Origin of the sequence: Paenibacillus sp. WLX1005, assembly GCF_046603685.1 — a bacterium.
Lineage (GTDB): Bacteria > Bacillota > Bacilli > Paenibacillales > Paenibacillaceae > Saccharibacillus.
In genome coordinates this window covers 5,551,436-5,571,831 of sequence record NZ_CP176756.1, presented here as the reverse complement: position 1 = coordinate 5,571,831, position 20,396 = coordinate 5,551,436, and the positions used below count along the sequence as shown (strand labels likewise).

Sequence of the window (20,396 nt, the reverse complement as noted above, 5' to 3'; positions counted from 1 at the left end):
AGACTGTCACTCCTTTTAAACTTCCAATGTGGCTGAAGCCATGCGTAGATATCGGAAATGATGAAAATTGCTATGATAAATGGTGTCGAATTATCCCCAGAATACCCAGACGGTGGATAAGTTAAAAAATGGATAACATGAAATTGTTCACAACTTTATCCACAGGCTGTTGATAATTTTTCTATTCACATTCTCTATTCACAACGAAAACAATATCATAATAGCAAAAAGAGCCCTGTATTTCAACGAAAACCGATAATTTATCCACAAATTCAATCTGTTGTGTATAAAAGTTATGCACACCACAAGATATTGTTTATAGTTTGTTCGGAACCTGACGGTGGGTTGTGGAAAAATAATTTTCACTATTCACAGGGTAACATAGTGGTGGTGGATAACTGTGTATAAGTTCGGCTTGGAAATGGTTTGTGGATAAATTGCTTTTCTACTTTTTGAGCGGGTAATTTGGATGGATAGGATTGGAGAGATCAGATAGCTGATTTCATACTCTGAGATTTCGAAATTGATTTTGAGGATTGATTATGATGCAATCAGCGCGTAGACGAGGAAAGGGAATAAAGCATATGAACGACTTCTAGTGTTTGCGATATTCGAACACGATCTTCAAACATGAGATTTAACAAAAAGTGATTTTCGGGAAACAACATATCTGACTGCTTGGGAGTCATGAGAATCTACATGATATTGCTAATCCGTAGAGTCTCATAACTCTACCGGAGTTCGTGCCTCTATCTCTTTTGGAAGCGATTGTTGCCAAACAGATAGATTTCTATATACTTTCAATACACGTATCATTTTTAAATACATTTATAGAAGTAAAATTTCTATCTACTCTCATCTATAGTGAATCCCAAAAATAATTTCTACCAATTACGGAAAATCCATTGACGGCATGGTCATTTCCATGATTAAATATAAAATGGTATTTTTATGTGAGCAGACATAGAATCAATATGGGATATAATTACCTGCAAGGAGGTGCACAATATGAGACCGACATTCAAACCAAACGTAAGAAAACGTAGCAAAGTACACGGATTCCGTAAAAGAATGAGTACGAAAAACGGCCGTAAAGTGCTGGCGGCTCGTCGCCTTAAAGGCAGAAAAGTCATCAGCGCCTAATATGGACACGAAGACCACTACGGTGGTCTTTTTTTCTTAGTATATGGTTCGTTGCCCTATAGGGTACGTCGGCGGCAAGATCGCTGCTAGAATGTTGTCGCCGACGGAGGACGAATGGATAAACAGATTATCGGTTGATTCATTGCCAACGTTGCCGAATGGGACGCAAACGTAAAAGGTTGCCCTATTCCAACCAGCTGAGCGCTGAATGTGCAACCGGATACAGCAATGGATTGGCTGTTCAGGTATACAGATTGATAATAGATACATCCCAATGAAGTAACGGGCAGGCTTCGATCCAAAGAGCCTGTATGATGAAATATACGTTGTGGTCATTGGACGCTGGAGTTAAGGAGAATGTACGGTGCAAAAAAAGCTGCGTTTACGCAATCGCGCTGATTTCAGTCGCGTTTACCGTCACGGACGGTCTTTTGCCAATCACCAGTTTGTTGTGTACTGGTTTCAAAAAAAGGATATTGCAGAGTTTCGGGTTGGCATTTCGGTTAGCAAAAAAGTCGGTAATGCTGTCGTCCGTAACCGGATGCGTCGTGTCGTTAAGGAGATTGTGCGTCATCATGCGCATGAGATTGTACCGCACATTGATATGGTATTTATTGTGCGTAAAAGAGCATTGTCGCTTCCTTATAAAGATCTGGAAAAAAGTATTTTGCATGTACTTCGCAAATCTTCGCTGCTAAAACGCCCAGGACGGTAACGCTTTCGGTTTATTTGTGCTGTCAAATATGATATGATTTGCAAGGAAATGCAATGGTTAAGAGAGGGGTTTTGAAGTGTCGCAATTGAAGACTCGTGGAGGAAAATGGTTTCTCCTTATCGCTGCATTTGCAGTGGTAGCCCTGTTGGCTGGTTGTACGCCAAGTACAGTACAAACCCATACAACAGCAGATTTACTGAACCACGGATGGTGGAACCGCTATGTAGTATACTGGTTTGCCTACGCCCTGGACACATTTGCCGATTGGTTTAATGGTGAATATGGTCTAGCTGTCCTCGTCCTGGTGCTGATTGTACGTACACTGATTTTGCCGTTGACACTCAAACAGGTGAGAAGTTCGAAAGCAATGCAGGCGATTCAGCCGCAGCTACAAAAATTGCGCGAACAGCACAAAGATGATCCGCAAAAGCAACAAGCGGAAACGATGAAACTGTTCCAAGAAAATCAAATCAATCCGGCTGCCGGATGTTTCCCGCTGCTGATTCAGATGCCGATTTTCATCGCCTTGTACAACGCGATTATTTATAATAGTGCTCTTCGTGAGCATACGTTCTTGTGGCTCCAACTGGGTGAGCCGGATAAATGGCATATCCTGCCGATTATCGCTGCTGCTACTACATTCCTGCAAACATGGATGATGATGCGCATGAACCCGGCGTCGATGCAAGGTCCAATGCAGATGATGATGTACATCTACCCGGTGATCATTGCCATCATGTCATGGAGCTTCCCGTCTGCACTGCCATTGTACTGGGTATACAGCAATATCTATACCATCGTGCAAAACTACTTCCTGTATCGCAACAACCAGCCGATCGTTACCGATCTGGGTGTCGCTGTTGATACAAGTGGTAACACGTCCAAATCAAGCAACAAAAACCGTAACAAAAAGAAATCCAAAAAGAAACGTCGTTAATATCATTACCTTTACCGAAATCCGGAATGTTCCTGAATATCCCTACTACGATTGAGGAGGGCCGAACATATAGATGACTACAGTCATTGCGTCTGGAAAAACAGTTGATGATGCTATTGCAGAAGGGCTTGCCCAATTGCATACGACCAAAGAACATGTTCAGGTGAAGGTGCTGCAAGCACCATCCAAAGGATTTCTCGGTCTGATCGGCGTTAAGCCTGCCAAAGTGGAGCTGACCGTATTGGAACCGCAGTCCAAGCCGGTACGAACTCCGAGCAGTGCCCCACGTCCGGCACCCGAGTTGCCAAATAATGAACGTAAGTCAGATCCAGCTCCTGCTGGCGTACTGCCTATCGGTGATGACGGAAAAGTATGGGATGAGCCACAGTCGTCCGTTTCCCGGGCGGCAGCGAATTCGGAAGCCTGCGATGAAGCAGTGCAGTTTATCCGTGAGGTTGGCGACAGTATCGGTCTGGAGCTGAATGTGGATGTGAAGCGCGGACGCGACGGTTATGTGATGAGCATTTCCGGTAGCGATCTTGGTCTGTTGATCGGACGGCGCGGACAGACGCTGGATGCCCTTCAGTATCTGGTGAACATCGTAGCCAACCGCTATTCGGATAAATACATCCGCATTATGCTAGATGCCGAAAATTTCCGCGATCGTCGGCGCAAAACGCTGGAGGAGCTGGCAGATCGTCTTGCTGGCAAGGTGATTCGTTCCGGCAAAGAAGTCGTGCTGGAGCCGATGTCGTCGCAGGAACGCAAAGTGATCCATGCTCGTTTGCAAAACCATAACAAGGTGAAAACAGCGAGTAAAGGCGATGAACCGAATCGTCGTGTGGTCATTACGCTGCGTTAAGGCGGTAAGTCCACTCCCTTTGCCGAATGACAGGCAAACGATGCTGATGTACATTTTGAGTCAAAATAAATGGTCTGAGCGATCAGGCTGAATAGAGATCATAGTCGCTGACTGCCATTTCGGAGTCAGGATGGGATGCAATGATTTTTTGCCTGAGGGCAGAGGATCATTGCTTTTTCTTTAGTCCTTCATAGATACAGGTTCCTATAGAGAATGAACTGAATAGATCAAGGAGAGGTGAAGCAGTACGATGATTAGCGATACGATTGCAGCGATTGCTACGGCGGTCGGTGAAGCGAGTATTTCCGTCATTCGGGTCAGTGGACCGGAAGCGGTAGAGGAAGTAAGTCGTATGTTCAAAGGGAAAGTAGCGCTGGATGAAGCGGAAAGTCACACGGTTCATTATGGATTTATTATCGATCCGCAAACCGGCGATAAGGTGGAAGAAGTGCTAGTTACGATTATGCGAGCACCACGTTCATTTACGATGGAAGATGTGATTGAAATCAGCTCGCACGGCGGTGTAGTAGCGGTGCGGCGGGTCATGGACATCCTGTTGCAGCAGCGGATTCGGATCGCTGAGCCGGGTGAATTTACGAAGCGTGCCTTTTTGAACGGACGGATTGATTTGTCGCAGGCAGAAGGCGTAATTGATCTGATTCGTTCCAAATCGGATCGTGCCTTCTCGGTGGCACTCAAGCAGGTTGAAGGTAAGCTATCTCGTCAGATCAAGCCATTGCAGCAGACGCTGATCGAGACGCTGGCACATATCGAGGTCAATATCGATTATCCTGAGCATGATGTGGAGTCGTTAACGTCGGAATTTATTAAAGAAAAATCGTCATTGGTTATGACGGAGATCGACAAGTTACTTCGTACAGCCAATGAAGGCAAAATTCTACGCGAAGGCATTACAACAGCGATTGTAGGACGTCCCAATGTTGGTAAATCATCACTGCTGAATGCGCTGGCGCATGACAATCGGGCGATTGTAACGGATATTCCAGGTACGACGCGCGATGTGATCGAGGAGTTCGTCACGATTAACAATATTCCGTTGAAATTGCTTGATACAGCGGGTATTCGCGAAACGATGGATGTGGTCGAGAAGATCGGGGTTGAGCGTTCGCGTGGTGCGGTGAATGAAGCGGATCTGCTGCTATTTGTGTTGAATAACAGCGAAGCATTACACGAAGACGAGATTGAGCTGATGCAGCAGATTAGCGGACGTCAGGTGATCGTGATTTTGAACAAAATCGATCTGCCGCGTCAGTTGGATATGAATGTGCTGTTGCAGCATTTTGACGAGCAGCAGATTGTGGAAATGTCGGTTCGGGATGAGCAGGGTGTAGATCGGCTGGAAGAAGCGATCTCGGCGTTGTTCTTCGGTGGTAAGCTGGAAGCGCAGGATGTCACGTATGTGAGTAATGTGCGTCATATCGGCTTGCTTAAACAAGCGAAGCGATCGCTTCAGGATGCGTATGAAGCGGCAGACCAATTTATACCGATTGATATGATCCAGATTGATGTGCGTCTGGCTTGGGAGCAGCTAGGTGAGATTATCGGCGACTCTGCACCGGATTCGTTGATCGATCAGATATTCTCGCAATTTTGTCTAGGCAAATAACAATACACTGCCGTTAGAATCAGTGTACGGCTGTACGTATGAATGTGCTCATGGACTTGTATATATGGCATATTCACAACAAACATAGAAGCTATGTAATGAAAATTGCTTAAAATTTTCGTGTTTTATTAGATTTCTTACGGAAAACTTATATGAAAGTGTGGATTTTGCGCTATACTATTCGGGTAGCCCTTTTACATCAGGTAGAGGGGCTGCTCTGGTATGCCTTTGGACGACTTTTGATATCGATAAGGCAATACACAAGATGGCTGACGTAAGGATCAATTCGGAATCATACCGATATACATTTATATGTTGCGGCTGCTAGATGGCGGTCTGGGCAATAGAGGAGGAATACCCATGAGCTATGTGGGTGGAGAATACGATGTGATCGTCATCGGTGCCGGTCATGCAGGTAGCGAAGCGGCACTGGCTGCGGCGCGTATGGGCTGTAGCACACTGATGGTAACGATCAATCTGGACATGATCGCATTTATGCCATGTAATCCGTCAATCGGCGGACCGGCAAAAGGTCATGTTGTACGTGAAATTGATGCACTAGGCGGCGAAATGGGTCGCAATATCGATAAAACGTTTATTCAGATGCGTATGCTGAATACAGGTAAAGGACCTGCGGTACACGCATTGCGCGCGCAGGCAGACAAATTCCTGTACCAGCACGCGATGAAAGAAACGATGGAAAATGAACCAAATTTGACGTTACGTCAAGGTATGGTTGATCGTCTGATCGTGGAAGATGGCGTATGTACTGGCGTCATTACGCAAACCGGCACTACGTACAAAGGGAAATCCATCGTGCTGACAACAGGCACGTATTTACGTGGTAAAATCATTATGGGTGAGCTGGCATACGAAAGTGGTCCCAACAATCAGCAACCTTCGCTGAAGCTGTCAGAGCATTTGCGGGAGCTTGGTTTTGAACTGGTACGCTTCAAAACAGGTACACCGCCGCGTGTACATCGCGATACGATTGATTTTAGCAAAACTGAAATTCAACCAGGCGACGAGAAACCGAAATTCTTCTCTTATGAAACAGAATCGTCGGACAATGAGCAATTGCCTTGCTGGTTGACCTATACGTCAGCAGAAACGCATCAGATTATTAACGACAATCTGCATCGCGCGCCGATGTTCTCCGGTATTATCGAAGGTACAGGACCGCGTTATTGTCCGTCGATTGAGGATAAAATCGTTCGTTTTAACGACAAGCCAAAGCACCAGATTTTCCTAGAGCCAGAAGGTAAAAACACGTCCGAGTATTATGTACAAGGTCTATCCACCAGTCTGCCGGAAGATGTGCAGCTGAGTGTCTTGCGTTCGATCCCTGGTATGGAAAATGTAACGATGATGCGCAACGGGTATGCGATCGAATACGATGCGATGGTGCCAACCCAGCTGTGGCCGACTTTGGAAACGAAGCGTGTTCCCGGTCTGTTCACTGCTGGTCAGATCAACGGTACGTCCGGTTATGAAGAAGCTGCTGGACAAGGTGTAATGGCGGGTATTAATGCTGCGCGCAAAGCACAGGGCAAAGAAGGCGTCGTGCTGGATCGCTCGCAAGGCTATATCGGTGTGCTGATCGATGATCTGGTAACAAAAGGTACGAACGAGCCATATCGTCTGCTGACATCGCGCGCGGAATATCGTTTGTTGCTGCGTCATGACAATGCCGATCTGCGTTTGACTGAAATCGGTCATGATATCGGTCTGATTCCGAATGAGCGTTATCATAAATTCCTGGATAAAAAAGCCAAAGTAGAGCAAGAGGTTCTGCGCTTGAGCAAAGTAAAAGTCAAACCAGTCGATGTGAACGAAATGCTGGCATCACTGGAATCGGCTCCACTACAAAACGGAACGGATTTGTTGACTGTACTGCGTCGTCCAGAAGTAACCTATGCGCATATCGAAGGTATCTCACCTTCGCCAGAAGCATTGAGCGAGGATATGAAAGAACAAGTGGAAATCCAGACCAAATATGCGGGCTACATCGAGAAACAGCTGACGCATGTACAACGTCTGAAAAAAATGGAGCAGAAAAAACTGCCTGAAGATATCGTATACGAAGAAGTGAAAGGTCTGGCAATTGAAGCACAGCAAAAGCTGTCCAAAATTCGCCCGCTGTCGATTGGACAGGCTTCGCGTATTTCCGGCGTAACACCGGCAGATATCTCCATCCTGCTCGTTTACTTGGAGCACTATAATCGCGTAACGGCAGCACGGGGGTAAGTATGGATCAGATACAGCAGCAATTTACAGACATGCTGGCAGCGAAAGGCATTGAGATCAATGAACAGCAGCTACAGCAATTTGAAGCTTATTACGAAGAACTGATCACGTGGAATGAAAAGATGAACCTGACGGGTATTACAGAGCGGGATCAGGTGTATACAAAGCATTTCTACGATTCGCTAACGCTGGCGTTTTATGTAGATATGCACAACGTGCAATCGCTGGCGGATATCGGCTCAGGTGCTGGTTTCCCCGGAATTCCACTCAAAATCGTATTTCCCCATATCCAGCTGCGCATCGTGGATTCGCTGAACAAGCGGATTACATTTTTGCAAAGTGTAGCGGATCGGCTGGCATTGAAGCAGGTGGAGCTGATTCATGGTCGCGCTGAGGAAGTTGGTCGCAAGGAAGGCTACCGGGATGCGCACGATCTGGTAACTGCCCGAGCAGTTGCTCGTCTCGCCGTGCTGAATGAATTCTGTCTGCCATTTGTAAAAACAGGAGGTACGTTTGCTGCGATGAAAGGAAGCGATCTAACAGAAGAGATCAAGGAAGCGCGCCGCAGTCTCGGTCTGCTAAAAGGCAAGATCAAGCAGGTACATGAATTCCAATTGCCGATTGAGCAATCGGATCGCCATATTGTTGTAATTGAGAAAGAAGGCGCAACGCCGGTCAGATATCCACGCAAGCCGGGTACACCGATGAAAGAACCGCTGATTTAAGACATTATAGAATGAGTGAGTAAGAATCCTCTTTTACTATCTAGTTTGTGTATACCTTATGAACCGGTATGCAGATGATAGACAAAAGAGGATTTTGTTTTTATTTTACAAATATTAGTATATGATAAACATACTTACACTAAAGAGAACATCAATTGCGGAGACATTAGTTATTTGTTGTATGATGGTAAAAATCTGATATCTCAATGATGGAGGCGATTAATGTTGAAAAGAAAAGGATTCCAAATACTGGTTGTTATGATGGTAGGTGCTTTTATAGTATCATCCGTTCATGTTGCTCATGCAGCGACTGTACAACATTCGCATGTTGGCTCTCAGACTGACATCAGTACATTTTCCCAAGATAGAGAACAAGGCACCGTTAAAAAATGATGAAATCGGTATATGGAATATGTAAAAGTGAAATGAGATTGAGAACAAATCGTGTAAACATCATGAATACACTCTGTAAATACGCAAGTTCATCGCAGGATGTATTTGTATTGCAATAAGGTGAAATGGAAAAATTGTAATAGGAAGCCGCGTATTTCTATAGTAGATGCGCGGCTTTTTTCATTGTTTCACGTGGAACATATTTCACTACAACACCTCTCTACAAAAACGAAAATCTATACAACTCCACTCCTCAAATCAAACATCATTTTCAAAACCAAACTCCTCACAATTTTTCACATAAATTTATAGAGTAATCGTAGGATTATCAATCGAAAAGTGATAAAATGAGGAAACGAAACATGCCATATATTCCGGGTGCTGGTGATTTACCGGTCCATGCCAGATGCCCGTATTTTAAGTATGCCTATCTATTGGGATAGGTATTGCTATCATAAGATTAGGTGGTCTCATACGGAATGAAAGAACAAATTTCCAAATTGTTTGGCTTGTCCGAGCGTGTAAATGGAGATGAAGTCAAGCAGATACCGGTTGTCAATATTACAACCAGTCCATATCAGCCCCGTACGATTTTTGACGATGCCAAGATTGACGAGCTATGCCAGACCATCAAGACACATGGCATCATTCAGCCGATTGTTGTACGGCTGCGGAATGGAAAATATGAGATTATCGCGGGGGAACGACGCTGGAGAGCTGTTAGCAAACTGGGGATGGCGACGATCCCAGCGATCATACGCGAGTTTAACGATTCACAGGCGGCATCGATTGCGCTGATCGAGAATTTGCAGCGGGAAGGGCTTACGTCCATCGAGGAAGCGATTGCCTACCAGAAGCTGCTTGATCTGCATTCGCTTACGCAGGAAAGTCTGGCGCAGCGATTGGGGAAAAGCCAGTCTACGATTGCCAACAAGATTCGTTTGCTGCAATTGCCAGAGGAAATTCGGCAGGCACTCATGAATCGTCAACTGACCGAACGTCATGCAAGAGCGCTGTTATCGCTCGAAGGAGTTGAGCTACAGCTGCGTATTATGAAAGAAATCATCGAGAAAGAACTGAATGTGAAGCAGACGGAAGCCCGGGTTGCTTTTTATAAAGAGAAAAATCAGGTAAAATCCAAATCTAAACGCGTTTCCTACAGCAAGGATGTACGGCTGGCACTGAACACGATTCGTCAATCAATTGATATGGTGTCCGGCTCCGGTCTGGCGATCAATACATCTGAGCAGGATCACGACGATCATTATGAGATCGTGATCAAAATACCAAAACGCTGACAGACAGGCGGCATTGAGCCGCTTTTTCTGTCTTTATCCACCGTTTGTCATCAGCGAATTTCATAATACTGGGGTGAAGTAGTTGTCCAAAATTATTGCCATAGCGAATCAAAAGGGCGGAGTAGGAAAAACGACAACATCCGTTAATTTGGGTGCTTGCCTTGCCACTCTGGGCAAAAAGGTACTGTTGATTGACATCGATCCGCAGGGCAATACAACCAGCGGTGTCGGTATCAACAAAGCGGATGTGGAAAATTGCATTTATGATGTGATTATTAACGATGTGGCTCCAAAGGAAGCGATTCAGTCGACCGCTATTGAGAATCTGCATATTATTCCAGCAACGATTCAGCTGGCGGGAGCGGAAGTGGAGCTTGTACCTGCCATTTCGCGTGAATTGCGGTTGAAAAATGCGATTGGGCAGGTCAAGCAGGGATATGACTACATATTGATTGATTGTCCGCCTTCGCTTGGCATTTTGACAATTAATTCGCTGACTGCTGCCGATTCGGTGATCATTCCCATCCAGTGTGAATACTATGCGCTGGAAGGATTAAGCCAGCTGCTCAATACAGTACGTCTCGTGCAAAAGCATCTGAATACCGATCTACAAATCGAAGGCGTACTGCTGACGATGCTGGATGCCCGTACGAATCTAGGCTTGCAGGTTATCGAAGAAGTAAAAAAATATTTTCAGGATAAAGTGTACCGGACGATTATTCCACGCAATGTTCGGCTAGGCGAAGCGCCTTCTCACGGGAAGGCAATCATTACGTACGATCCGCGTTCCAAAGGCGCTGAAGTATATTTAGAGCTGGCAAAGGAAGTGGTGTCATATGAGTAAACGTCTCGGCAAGGGACTGGATGCGCTGATTCCTTCCCTGTCTGTGAGTGAGGATGATAAAGTGATTGAGATTCCATTAAAAGAGCTGCGCCCGAACCCTTTTCAGCCACGCAAAGCATTTGACGATGAAGGCTTGCAGGAGCTAGCGGATTCTATTGCCCAGCATGGTGTTATTCAACCGATCATTGTACGCAAAGTCTTAAAAGGCTACGAAATTATCGCTGGAGAACGTCGTTTCCGCGCGTCTCAGCTTGCTGGTAAAAAGGACATTCCTGCGGTAGTGCGGACATTTAGCGATCAGCAGGTGATGGAGATTGCGTTGGTTGAGAATTTGCAGCGCGAAAACCTGAATGCGATGGAAATCGCTACAGCATATCAATCGCTAATGGACGAATTCAAGCTGACTCAGGAAGAACTAGCTGCGCGTGTAGGCAAGTCTCGTCCCCATATTGCCAACTTCTTGCGTTTACTAACATTGCCGGATGAGGTAAAAGAATATGTTTCACGTGGAACATTGTCGATGGGACATGCACGCGCGCTTGTAGGTGTGAAAAAGGAAGATCTGATTCTGGCACTCGCTCATAAAGCGATTCAAAGCAATTGGAGTGTACGCCAGCTGGAAGAAGCGGTACAAAACTTGGAAACGAAGCGCAAAAGTAACGATAAAGACAAAGATAAGAAAAGCGATCCTTATCTCGTTGATGTTGAGCATTCCTTGCGTGATCGTCTGCAAACCGCTGTCAGAATTCGCAACGGCAACAAGGATAAAGGCAAAATTGAACTGAGTTTCCACAACCGTCAGGAATTGGAGCGGTTATTAGAACTATTAAACAAGTTGTAATACGTTTTTGAATTTTGATCTCAATTGATCGTGATATCTGATACATGATACGTGGATCGTCTATGCCACAGTTCAACGACGGAGGGAAAACGGTGATCAGCGATATGCAGCAGAAGCAAAAAGATCATGCTGTCATTTATTTGGATCATGCTGCTACTTCGTGGCCCAAGCCGCCAGCTGTATATGAGGCGGTACAGCATACACTGGAGCATGATTCAGCCAATCCGGGCAGAGGCAGTCATGCCATGGCAGTGCGTGCCAGTCGAGTATTATTTCAGTGTCGTCGGCAGCTGTCTACGCTGCTGGATGTGCGTAATCCGGTCGATATTGCTTTTACCAGCAATACGACGCTGGCACTTAATATGGCGATCTTTGGCTATGTGCAGCCGGGAGATCATGTCATTTCTACGATGACTGAGCATAATTCGGTCTGGCGACCGTTGGAGCATTTGAAACGCACTGCTGGTGTGCAGGTGAGCTATATTCCGGTAGACGAGCAAGGGCGTTTGGATCTAGCAGAAGTGGAGCGTGCCTTTACGTCAAAGACACGCCTGCTTGTGTGCAATCATAGCTCCAATCTGCTGGGTAGTATTTTGCCTGTAGAACAGTTATCGCAGCTTGCGCATCGTCATGGAGCTGCTATTCTGCTTGATCTGGCGCAAAGCGCTGGTCATATTCCGGTTGCCTTACAGCAGTGGGAGATTGATCTGGCAGCTTTTCCCGGTCATAAAGGATTACTTGGACCGCAGGGTACAGGCGGGCTGTATATCTCGTCTGCCTTGGAGCTGGCACCTTGGATCTACGGCGGAACGGGCAGTCAATCGGAGGAGCCAGACCAGCCTTCTGTGCGACCGGATCGATATGAAGCAGGTACGCCGAATACGCCCGGTATTGCTGGTCTGTCGGCAGGCGTACAGCATGTACTAGAGCAGACAGTACAGCGTATTGCAGAGCAGGAGCAACAACTGACGATGCAATTGTTGGACGGTTTGCAGCAGATAAAAGGGGTACGGTTATTAGGTCCAGCAGCTGGTCAACCGCGTACGGGAATCGTTTCGTTTACGATGCAGCAGCAGGATGCGGCACAGGTTGCGTTTACATTGGATCGTGAGTTTAACATTGCGGTGCGTGCGGGTATGCATTGTACTCCACTGGCGCATCGTGCTGTAGGTACGATGGATACGGGTGCGGTGCGTGCAAGTGTAGGATACGGATCGACATCGGAGCATGTAGAGCGCTTGCTGGAAGCGATTCGTCATATTGCAAAATAGGATGGAAATACGGGTTGGTCTCGCCAGTTCCCACTCGAATGTTACAAAATTGAGATGGAATATGCGCATCAATGCAAGTATAATGCTAAAGGGCTTATGGATCACGAAGTGGCTGCTGCCTGCCAGATCTAAAAGGCAGATTGTAGCATATACATGGATGATTGAATATATAACAGATACGGCACCATTTATACAGAGAAATCATGTGCCACACAGAATGCAGTTGGTTGGATGACAGACTGAACGGGCGATGCGGATAAAATATAAGCATCTCCGACCAGCACGGTAATGAAATAAGAGGAGAGCGGACAACAATGGCGGAATTGAACAGTCTGGTTACAGAGCAATTATTTTTGATACTGGGAGTAATCGCGATACTCGTACTCCTGCTGCTAATTATTGTAATGGTACAGGGTGCCAAACTGCGTAAAATGCGCAAACGCTACGAGATGATGATGTCGGGAAGTGGTGTTGAGGATCTAGAATCACTGCTGCTGGATCTGAAGCTACAAATGGACGCAATCGAAGACGGCGAAAAGCAAAAGAGTACCCGTTTTCAACAGATCGAGGACAAGCTGCGTACTGTACAGGCGTATACAGGCATCAAACGCTATAACGCCTTTTCAGAGCATGGTAGTGATCTGAGCTTCTCGGTGGCGCTATTGAACGACAATATGGACGGGCTGGTACTGACCGGTTTGCACAACCGCGATAGCTCCTATGTGTACGCCAAGCCGATCACGAATGGTCAATCGACGTACAATCTGTCTCCAGAAGAGTTGGAAGCTATTAGTCTGGCACGTACATCGGTAAAAGGGTAATTCCACGCGATTATAACGTGTCAGAGAAGAATGAATGTAATCCAAAACCGTCGTATATCGGATGACAGAAACTTTCTGCTCCGGGATACGGCGGTTTTTTGTAGAAGCGAAGATTGAATCTGCACGGACAATTTGCGTACAATAGATATATTCTGTTTATCATATAATACGTTTTGGACAATGAAGCTGGAATACAAAATCCTGTTTATGAACGTGACAGTTTGTACCGGAAGGGGTAAAAGAAAAGATGGAACACAATCTGGTCATGGCGTTTGATTCCACTCAACAGGCACTACGCGCGGAAATGCTGTTGGAATATGCAGAGATTGAAAATGATATGTTTCCAACACCGAAGCAGATTACAGCGGGCTGCGCACTATCGCTACAATTTCCCGAACAAGAGCTGGAAACCGTACAGCATATTGTAAAACAAGAGCAGGTGGAGATTCGCGGTATTTTTCGTGCGGTGGAAGACGGTTACGAAATGATTGCATAACAGCCAATGATACCGATACTATGCACAAGGAGGACAATCTATGAATCTGGTTCAAACAACACTACAGCTATTTGCAACACATTGGCTGAGCAGTGGCAATGCTGCCGATACAGCAGCGCAAGAGATTAGCAGCTTTACGGACAAATTCTGGAACTGGTTTACCGATACAGGGATGTGGACTCAATTTGCATTTTCTGCCATTCGCATCGTGCTTATTTTCGTCCTCACCAGAATTGCTATCAAGTTGATCAACAAGGTGATCGAACGCTCCTTATCCGGGCGCGATAAGAGCAGAATTGCGACCAATCCACGGCGGCTAGTCACAATCGGTGAATTGAGTAAAAATGTAATCTCCAGCGTGTTTAACTTTATTATGATCATGCTGATTTTGAATGAATTTGGATTTAATCTGGCACCGTTATTAGCAGGAGCCGGGGTTGCTGGTCTGGCAATCAGCTTTGGTGCTCAAAGTATTATCAAAGATATTATCACTGGCTTTTTCATTATTTTTGAAGATCAATTTGCAGTAGGCGACGTTATTCAGACCGGTACATACAAAGGTACGGTACAAATGGTCGGTCTACGTACGACTCGTCTGGTCAGCTGGAATGGTGAAGTCAATATTATTCCAAATGGTTCTATTATTAGCGTAACCAACTTCTCATTATCGAATGCACTGGCAGTCGTCGATATTCCGATGAGTATGGATCGCTCGCTCGCTGATGCACAGGAGCTGGTACTGCGTGCTACGCAAACGATGAAAACCGATCGTGACGAAGTGCTGGATGTACCGGAGGTGCTCGGTATCCAGACGCTGACGACAGGCGAATATTCGCTGCGGATTATCGCTAAATGTCAGCCGAACTCTCGCGCTAATATCGAACGTGCTATTCATACGGCGGTAAAACAACAATTGGATGCGGATCTAGAAGAACAACGTCTGGAAGAAGAACGCAAAACAGCAGAAGAAGCAAAACTTGCTGAGCAGGAAGCAGCGAATCAAGCGCCAGCACCGCAAACAGGCGTGCTGAAAACAGAAGTAACCGATAAGCGCGATCCGAATGAATCCAACGATTAATTGGTAAAAGAAAAAACGAACGAAAATGACCGGGCTACTCTCACAAGTAGCCCGGTTTGTTATGATACAAGTCAGGATGCAGCAGCAACCGACATATTTGTATCCACAGCCCGCAAATGATAGAAAATCTGGTAAAATGGGTGTGGATAAACAATTGCGGACGATAGCAAGTTGAGAAGAGAGAAAGGGTGGAGGTTATGGTAGAACGCAAGCAGTTTCAGCTGGGGGATATTGTACAGATGAAAAAGCCGCATCCTTGCGGTAGCAATGAGATGGAGATTATCCGCATGGGCATGGATATTCGTATCAAATGTGTAGGTTGCAAGCATAGTGTGCTAGTGCCACGAGCAAAATTTGAGAAAAATATGAAAAAAGTGCTGCGATCTGTCGCTGATCCAGAGCAAGCAATGCCTTCAGGGGAATAACGTTTATCTACAAAGTTATCAACAGATGACGTGGTTATACAGGATAATAAAGAATAGAAAAAGGTTATCCACTGTGGATAACCTTTTTTGCTATGTAGATAACTGGGGATAACGATGAATACCAAGGATGGAAGCATCTATATGTGTCCAACGATACATCATGCGCGCTCCTACTATTCAGCGTATGCCATTTGCATCCGTATTGTTATATATTTTCCTCTTATAGCAGCTACTCAGTTAACAAATGTTCAGCATACTACTTTATAACACGTGATATAGGCATCTTCTGCTTCACACCCCATCATAGCAAGAACTTCATGCAAAACGTCATTGCCAAAAGGGGATATACTCTATCAGCAATGACGCATTTAAGTTTATTATTTGTATATTGCTTTGATCACTATTCTGATCAGTCTAATTGAAGACCAGCGTTTAACTACGTATTGCCTGTAGCAACTATGCAGTGCTGCAACATATTCTCATCGATATTCTGTTCGGTAAATACTCAAGAGATGCCCAAAGTGATGGTTTAGCTTAAAGCTGTTCCAGCACGCCTTTGATCAGACCGACGAATGTAGTTCTTACTTTTGCCGCGACCTCGATGACTTCATCATGACTAAGCGGTTGATCCAGAATACCGCATGCCATATTCGTTAGGCAAGAGATACCGAGCACTTGAATGCCGCCATGAACAGCAACAATCGCTTCTGGCACGGTGGACATACCGACTGCATCTGCACCAAGCGTACGAATCATACGAATTTCCGCCGGCGTTTCATAAGCAGGACCGGTCCACCATGCGTAGACGCCTTGCTGTAACGATACCTGCTGCTGCTGTGCGACCTGTAGCGCGATATTGCGCAGCTCTGGATGATACGTTTGCGACAGATCAGGGAAACGAGTGCCCAATTGTGCATTATTCGGTCCAATGAGCGGATTATTGCCGACGAGATTGATATGATCCGTGATCAGCATCAACTCCCCCGGTGCAAAGCTTGTATTTACCGCACCGCAGGCATTGGTGACGATTAACTGCTGGACACCAAGCGCCTTCATAATGCGTACCGGGAAGGTCACTTCATCCAGCGTAAAGCCTTCATAATAATGAAGACGTCCCTTCATCGCAACTACCGTCTTGCCCATGAGTGTACCGATTACCAACTCATTCGCATGACCAACAGCCCCAGAAGTAGCAAAATGCGGAATGTCTTCGTATGGAATAATCGTTGGATGTTCAATCTCATCTGCCAAACCGCCCAACCCTGAACCGAGAATCATACCGACTGTCGGTGTCTGTGCACCGGTTTGTTTTACAATGTAATCTCTAGCTTCCTGAATGTGTTGCGTCTGATGCATAACATGTATTCCCCCTGCGAAAGAAATAAAATCCGTACAGCCACAAGTGTAAAGGACAGCCTGATACGTGTAAACGGATAATTCCTTCCAGATTCATTCAAAAAATATAATGTTGCTCTATTGCCAACCGAAAAAGAATCAAGTATAATCAATTTTGTTGTAAATGGATCGCTTTCACAGCGGTGCATGTTATACGGAGAGGTACCCAAGTGGTTATAAGGGGACTGACTCGAAATCAGTTAGGCGTCTTAGGGCGTGCGAGGGTTCGAATCCCTCTCTCTCCGCCATCCCATATTGATTGCTACATATATGATTCGTGACTAAGCTCTGTTGCAGACCTCTGCGGCGGAGCTTTTTTATGTTATTTAAGGTAGGCAAATACGCCGAAATGATGCGCATTTGCCTGTACAAGTGATATGCGTGAATGCCTGCATAGGATAGAACATTTTGCCTTCAGCAATCGTGCTCAAGCTGTATCGTGCAGGTCAGGATGTGTAATGACGTCCCAATCCCAACTCAGTTAGTAGCTGACGGTAAGCGATGGAGGTACGGTCTGCTGGGATATGGGCTTCAGCAGTCAGATCAAGCGGTAGATCTTCCGGCGTTTGGGCTTCGACCATTTCACGATCCTCCTGAAACACTTGTAGATTGAAGCGGATCGTATCCTCTGCCGGAACACTTTTATCAAAATTGCGTGAGATCGGGCAGAACAGCCGGGTGTAACGTGCCGATACCGGAGATGCGCAGTTCAGAATCATCAGTTTGCCGTCGTCTGGAAAATGTACCGTTAGCGAAGCAGCGAATGGCGGGAATACACGGAATGCGCGTAGCCACATAAAGCCTTCCGGTGCTGGATTTTCTTGCCCTTTGCCATAATTGCTAACCGTGCTCCAGTAATCGGCAATCAGTTCATTGCCTTCGCGTTTTACTTTGTATTGTGGAACTTCGGTGTTGTTACGATCACCAAATGTTTTGGTATGCACATAGGCAAAGTGGGATACATCAAGGAATCCTTCCATCTGGCGACCAGATGATCCGGCAATATCAAAGCTTGGCGGCAATACATTTACATAATCAGGATCATCCCAGCCAGCGAAGTCTGGAATTTGCGGTTCATTATTAGCAAGACACGTCCAGATCAGACCATACTTCTCAATAGCCGGATACATAATCAACTTCAGTTTGGGTGAGATTTTGCTATCAGGGTGTGCTGGTACAGAAGTGCAGGCACCTTCGCAGTTGTAGCGGAACCCGTGATACGGGCATACAATCTCACCGTCTTCGACCCAGCCTAGACTGAGCGGGGCGCCGCGGTGAAAGCATAGATCACGCGCTACAACTACCTCATCGCCACTACGATAGCAGACGAGCTTCACGTCCAGCAGCTTCACGCCTACCGGTTTGTCCTGAATCTCATCAGCGATTGCAATTGGATACCAGTATTGGGACAGCACGTACCAGTCGTCCGGTGTAAACGTACAATCACGGGGCAGTTGATTTTGGGCAGCTTCAGCAGGGGATTTGGCGCGTGTACTCATAATAATCACCTCATTAAAATTTTGGGAACACATACAATTGAAATACAGAGTCAGCGAATATGGATATAAGGAAGACCGGCAATTGGAAATCATAGAAACGCCAAAAATCCCAGACGACAAGGGGCGCTCGGCGAAAGTAAACACACTTGCTGCCTATCTCATCAGCGATCTGACGACATAGAGAACAAGGCGGCAGATGGCAGCAACTACTGTACCGAATATTAGGAACAGCAAGCGCCATCATGCGTTTACTTTTGCAGATACACCCTCTTGTAGCCTGGGACAATTTACGGTTGTCTGGTCGAGACGCTCAAACCAATTAATGAGCTTATACAAAAGGATATGTTAAATTAAATTACATTTTAGAAGATATATTGATAATATTTCGAAATTAAAGCTTTGTCAATGTGATATTTAATACTGTTTATTTTTAAAAAAGAAATATTTACATTTATCAATGTAATAATATATAATATATAATCGATTAAAAATGAAACAGTTATAAGCTGTTGGGAATACATAAATAAAATATTGTATATAGCTACTATATATGATACAATAATAGGGTTCGAGTTTGTGCTCGTTCCTTGCTCCTGGCATGGATCAGGGGCCTTAGTCCAAGAGGAGGTGAAAACTATGCGCAATTATGAAGTAATGTACATTCTGCGTCCAGAAATGGAACAAGAAGCAGTTGAAGCGTTGACTGAACGTTTCAAAGGCATCATTACAGCTGACGGTGAGATCACTAGCCATGATATCCAAGGCAAACGCCGTCTTGCGTATGAGATCAAGAAAATTCGTGATGGTATTTATGTTCTTGTAAACTTCGCAGCTACTCCAGCTGTTGTTGCTGAGCTTGAGCGTATCATGAAAATTTCTGATGACGTAATCCGTTATCTGATCACTGTAGACGTTACAAAGTAAGTTTGAATAATGAATTGTAAACTCGTTTGAGGAGGGGATTGGATTGTTGAACCGTGTCATTTTGATCGGACGGTTGACCAAAGACCCGGAACTTCGCTACACACCTGCGGGTGTGGCTGTGACGCAGTTTACGCTGGCAGTGGATCGTCCTTTTACGAGCCAGGGTGGAGAGCGCGAAGCGGACTTTATTCCGGTCGTAACCTGGAGACAACTGGCAGAAACCTGCGCCAACTACTTGCGGAAAGGCCGCTTAACAGCGGTTGAAGGACGCATTCAGGTAAGAAATTATGAGAATAACGAAGGTAAGCGTGTATACGTGACTGAAGTTATCGCTGATAATGTTCGTTTCCTGGAGTCCAACCGTGATGGCGGAAACAGCAATAGTGGAGGCAATCGTGAGGAAGCACCTTACGGCGGCGGTAACAATAGTAACCGCAGCAGCAATGGAAACAGCTACTCTCGTGACAATCAAGATCCATTTTCCGATGACGGTAAACCGATAGATATTTCCGATGATGATTTACCATTTTAAAGTAAGAAAGGAATGAATCAGATGAGCTTTAATAGACGTGAAAGCGGAGATGGCGAAGGCAGACGTCCAGGTGGACGCCGCGGTCGCAACAAACGCCGTAAAGTGTGTTATTTCACTGTAAACAAAATCACTCACATCGACTATAAAGATACGGACCTGCTTCGTAAATTTATCAGTGAGCGTGGTAAAATCTTGCCGCGTCGTGTGACTGGTACAAGTGCAAAATACCAACGTATGCTGACTACTGCGATTAAACGTTCCCGTCAAATCGCACTGCTGCCATACACTACTGAATAGTATTGCTTTTCTGCTTCGGCAGAAAG

Annotated in this window: 20 protein-coding genes, 1 tRNA gene and 1 riboswitch; of the genes, 19 read left to right on the top strand and 2 right to left on the bottom strand. The window is 45.6% G+C overall.

The genetic code is table 11. The features are described from left to right. The first annotated feature begins 1,008 nt into the window (after nucleotides 1-1,008). The 15 genes from rpmH (at nucleotide 1,009) to ACE3MZ_RS23755 (ending at nucleotide 15,723) form a co-directional block, all read left to right on the top strand. A complete protein-coding gene (gene rpmH / locus ACE3MZ_RS23825; RefSeq protein ID WP_017815451.1) occupies nucleotides 1,009-1,143 on the top strand; it encodes a 50S ribosomal protein L34 in 135 nt (44 codons plus the stop codon). Between the two features lie 364 nt (nucleotides 1,144-1,507). Then, complete coding sequence (rnpA, locus tag ACE3MZ_RS23820; protein WP_411344548.1) at nucleotides 1,508-1,858, top strand: ribonuclease P protein component; 351 nt, start codon at nucleotides 1,508-1,510, stop codon at nucleotides 1,856-1,858. Between the two features lie 76 nt (nucleotides 1,859-1,934). After that, nucleotides 1,935-2,795 carry a YidC/Oxa1 family membrane protein insertase gene (locus ACE3MZ_RS23815; RefSeq protein WP_411344547.1) on the top strand — a complete coding sequence of 287 codons (861 nt, stop codon included), beginning with the start codon at nucleotides 1,935-1,937 and terminating at the stop codon, nucleotides 2,793-2,795. Between the two features lie 73 nt (nucleotides 2,796-2,868). Further along, entirely contained in the window at nucleotides 2,869-3,657 is a 789-nt protein-coding gene (gene jag / locus ACE3MZ_RS23810; protein WP_411344546.1) for an RNA-binding cell elongation regulator Jag/EloR, read from the top strand. 250 nt (nucleotides 3,658-3,907) lie between these two features. Then, entirely contained in the window at nucleotides 3,908-5,284 is a 1,377-nt protein-coding gene (gene mnmE / locus ACE3MZ_RS23805) for a tRNA uridine-5-carboxymethylaminomethyl(34) synthesis GTPase MnmE (protein ID WP_411344545.1), read from the top strand. Nucleotides 5,285-5,644: 360 nt separating this feature from the next. After that, entirely contained in the window at nucleotides 5,645-7,531 is a 1,887-nt protein-coding gene (gene mnmG, locus ACE3MZ_RS23800; protein WP_411344544.1) for a tRNA uridine-5-carboxymethylaminomethyl(34) synthesis enzyme MnmG, read from the top strand. 2 nt (nucleotides 7,532-7,533) lie between these two features. After that, nucleotides 7,534-8,256 carry a 16S rRNA (guanine(527)-N(7))-methyltransferase RsmG gene (rsmG, locus tag ACE3MZ_RS23795; RefSeq protein WP_411344543.1) on the top strand — a complete coding sequence of 241 codons (723 nt, stop codon included), beginning with the start codon at nucleotides 7,534-7,536 and terminating at the stop codon, nucleotides 8,254-8,256. Nucleotides 8,257-9,128: 872 nt separating this feature from the next. Continuing rightward, nucleotides 9,129-9,947, top strand: coding sequence for a nucleoid occlusion protein (gene noc, locus ACE3MZ_RS23790; RefSeq protein ID WP_411344542.1), 819 nt, complete (start codon nucleotides 9,129-9,131; stop codon nucleotides 9,945-9,947). A gap of 82 nt (nucleotides 9,948-10,029) precedes the next feature. Further along, the gene (locus ACE3MZ_RS23785) at nucleotides 10,030-10,791 is read left to right on the top strand and encodes a ParA family protein (RefSeq protein ID WP_411344541.1); all 762 of its coding nucleotides are present in this window, start codon (nucleotides 10,030-10,032) and stop codon (nucleotides 10,789-10,791) included. Next, the gene (locus ACE3MZ_RS23780; RefSeq protein WP_411344540.1) at nucleotides 10,784-11,632 is read left to right on the top strand and encodes a ParB/RepB/Spo0J family partition protein; all 849 of its coding nucleotides are present in this window, start codon (nucleotides 10,784-10,786) and stop codon (nucleotides 11,630-11,632) included. Before ACE3MZ_RS23785 ends, ACE3MZ_RS23780 begins: the two co-directional genes overlap by 8 nt. A 104-nt stretch (nucleotides 11,633-11,736) precedes the next feature. After that, nucleotides 11,737-12,903 (top strand): aminotransferase class V-fold PLP-dependent enzyme, encoded by a 1,167-nt coding sequence (locus tag ACE3MZ_RS23775; protein WP_411346902.1) that lies wholly within the window; start codon nucleotides 11,737-11,739, stop codon nucleotides 12,901-12,903. A 314-nt stretch (nucleotides 12,904-13,217) separates the two neighbouring features. After that, nucleotides 13,218-13,724, top strand: coding sequence for a DUF4446 family protein (locus tag ACE3MZ_RS23770; protein WP_411344539.1), 507 nt, complete (start codon nucleotides 13,218-13,220; stop codon nucleotides 13,722-13,724). Between the two features lie 247 nt (nucleotides 13,725-13,971). Further along, nucleotides 13,972-14,220 carry a DUF3343 domain-containing protein gene (locus tag ACE3MZ_RS23765; RefSeq protein ID WP_411344538.1) on the top strand — a complete coding sequence of 83 codons (249 nt, stop codon included), beginning with the start codon at nucleotides 13,972-13,974 and terminating at the stop codon, nucleotides 14,218-14,220. Between the two features lie 40 nt (nucleotides 14,221-14,260). Beyond that, nucleotides 14,261-15,298 carry a mechanosensitive ion channel family protein gene (locus tag ACE3MZ_RS23760; RefSeq protein WP_411344537.1) on the top strand — a complete coding sequence of 346 codons (1,038 nt, stop codon included), beginning with the start codon at nucleotides 14,261-14,263 and terminating at the stop codon, nucleotides 15,296-15,298. Nucleotides 15,299-15,495: 197 nt separating this feature from the next. After that, nucleotides 15,496-15,723, top strand: coding sequence for a DUF951 domain-containing protein (locus ACE3MZ_RS23755; protein WP_411344536.1), 228 nt, complete (start codon nucleotides 15,496-15,498; stop codon nucleotides 15,721-15,723). 534 nt (nucleotides 15,724-16,257) lie between these two features. Here ACE3MZ_RS23755 and ACE3MZ_RS23750 read toward each other — a convergent pair. Beyond that, a complete protein-coding gene (locus tag ACE3MZ_RS23750; protein WP_411344535.1) occupies nucleotides 16,258-17,079 on the bottom strand; it encodes a purine-nucleoside phosphorylase in 822 nt (273 codons plus the stop codon). 195 nt (nucleotides 17,080-17,274) lie between these two features. Between ACE3MZ_RS23750 and ACE3MZ_RS23745 the strand changes: the two genes are divergently transcribed. Then, nucleotides 17,275-17,366 (top strand) — tRNA-Ser (locus ACE3MZ_RS23745). A 198-nt stretch (nucleotides 17,367-17,564) separates the two neighbouring features. Here the strand turns inward: ACE3MZ_RS23745 and ACE3MZ_RS23740 are convergent. After that, nucleotides 17,565-18,617: a Rieske 2Fe-2S domain-containing protein gene (locus ACE3MZ_RS23740; RefSeq protein ID WP_411344534.1), complete on the bottom strand. Its 1,053-nt coding sequence runs from the start codon at nucleotides 18,615-18,617 to the stop codon at nucleotides 17,565-17,567. Nucleotides 18,618-18,870: 253 nt separating this feature from the next. Beyond that, nucleotides 18,871-18,973: riboswitch (purine riboswitch) on the bottom strand. Nucleotides 18,974-19,253: 280 nt separating this feature from the next. Between ACE3MZ_RS23740 and rpsF the strand changes: the two genes are divergently transcribed. The 3 genes from rpsF to rpsR are packed head-to-tail and all read left to right on the top strand — an operon-like array spanning nucleotide 19,254 to nucleotide 20,370. Then, nucleotides 19,254-19,541 (top strand): 30S ribosomal protein S6, encoded by a 288-nt coding sequence (gene rpsF / locus ACE3MZ_RS23735; protein WP_367064096.1) that lies wholly within the window; start codon nucleotides 19,254-19,256, stop codon nucleotides 19,539-19,541. 43 nt (nucleotides 19,542-19,584) lie between these two features. Further along, on the top strand, nucleotides 19,585-20,073 hold the full coding sequence (ssb, locus tag ACE3MZ_RS23730) for a single-stranded DNA-binding protein (RefSeq protein WP_367064095.1): 489 nt from the start codon (nucleotides 19,585-19,587) through the stop codon (nucleotides 20,071-20,073). Nucleotides 20,074-20,094: 21 nt separating this feature from the next. Then, nucleotides 20,095-20,370: a 30S ribosomal protein S18 gene (gene rpsR / locus ACE3MZ_RS23725; protein ID WP_188778322.1), complete on the top strand. Its 276-nt coding sequence runs from the start codon at nucleotides 20,095-20,097 to the stop codon at nucleotides 20,368-20,370. Nucleotides 20,371-20,396 lie beyond the last annotated feature (26 nt).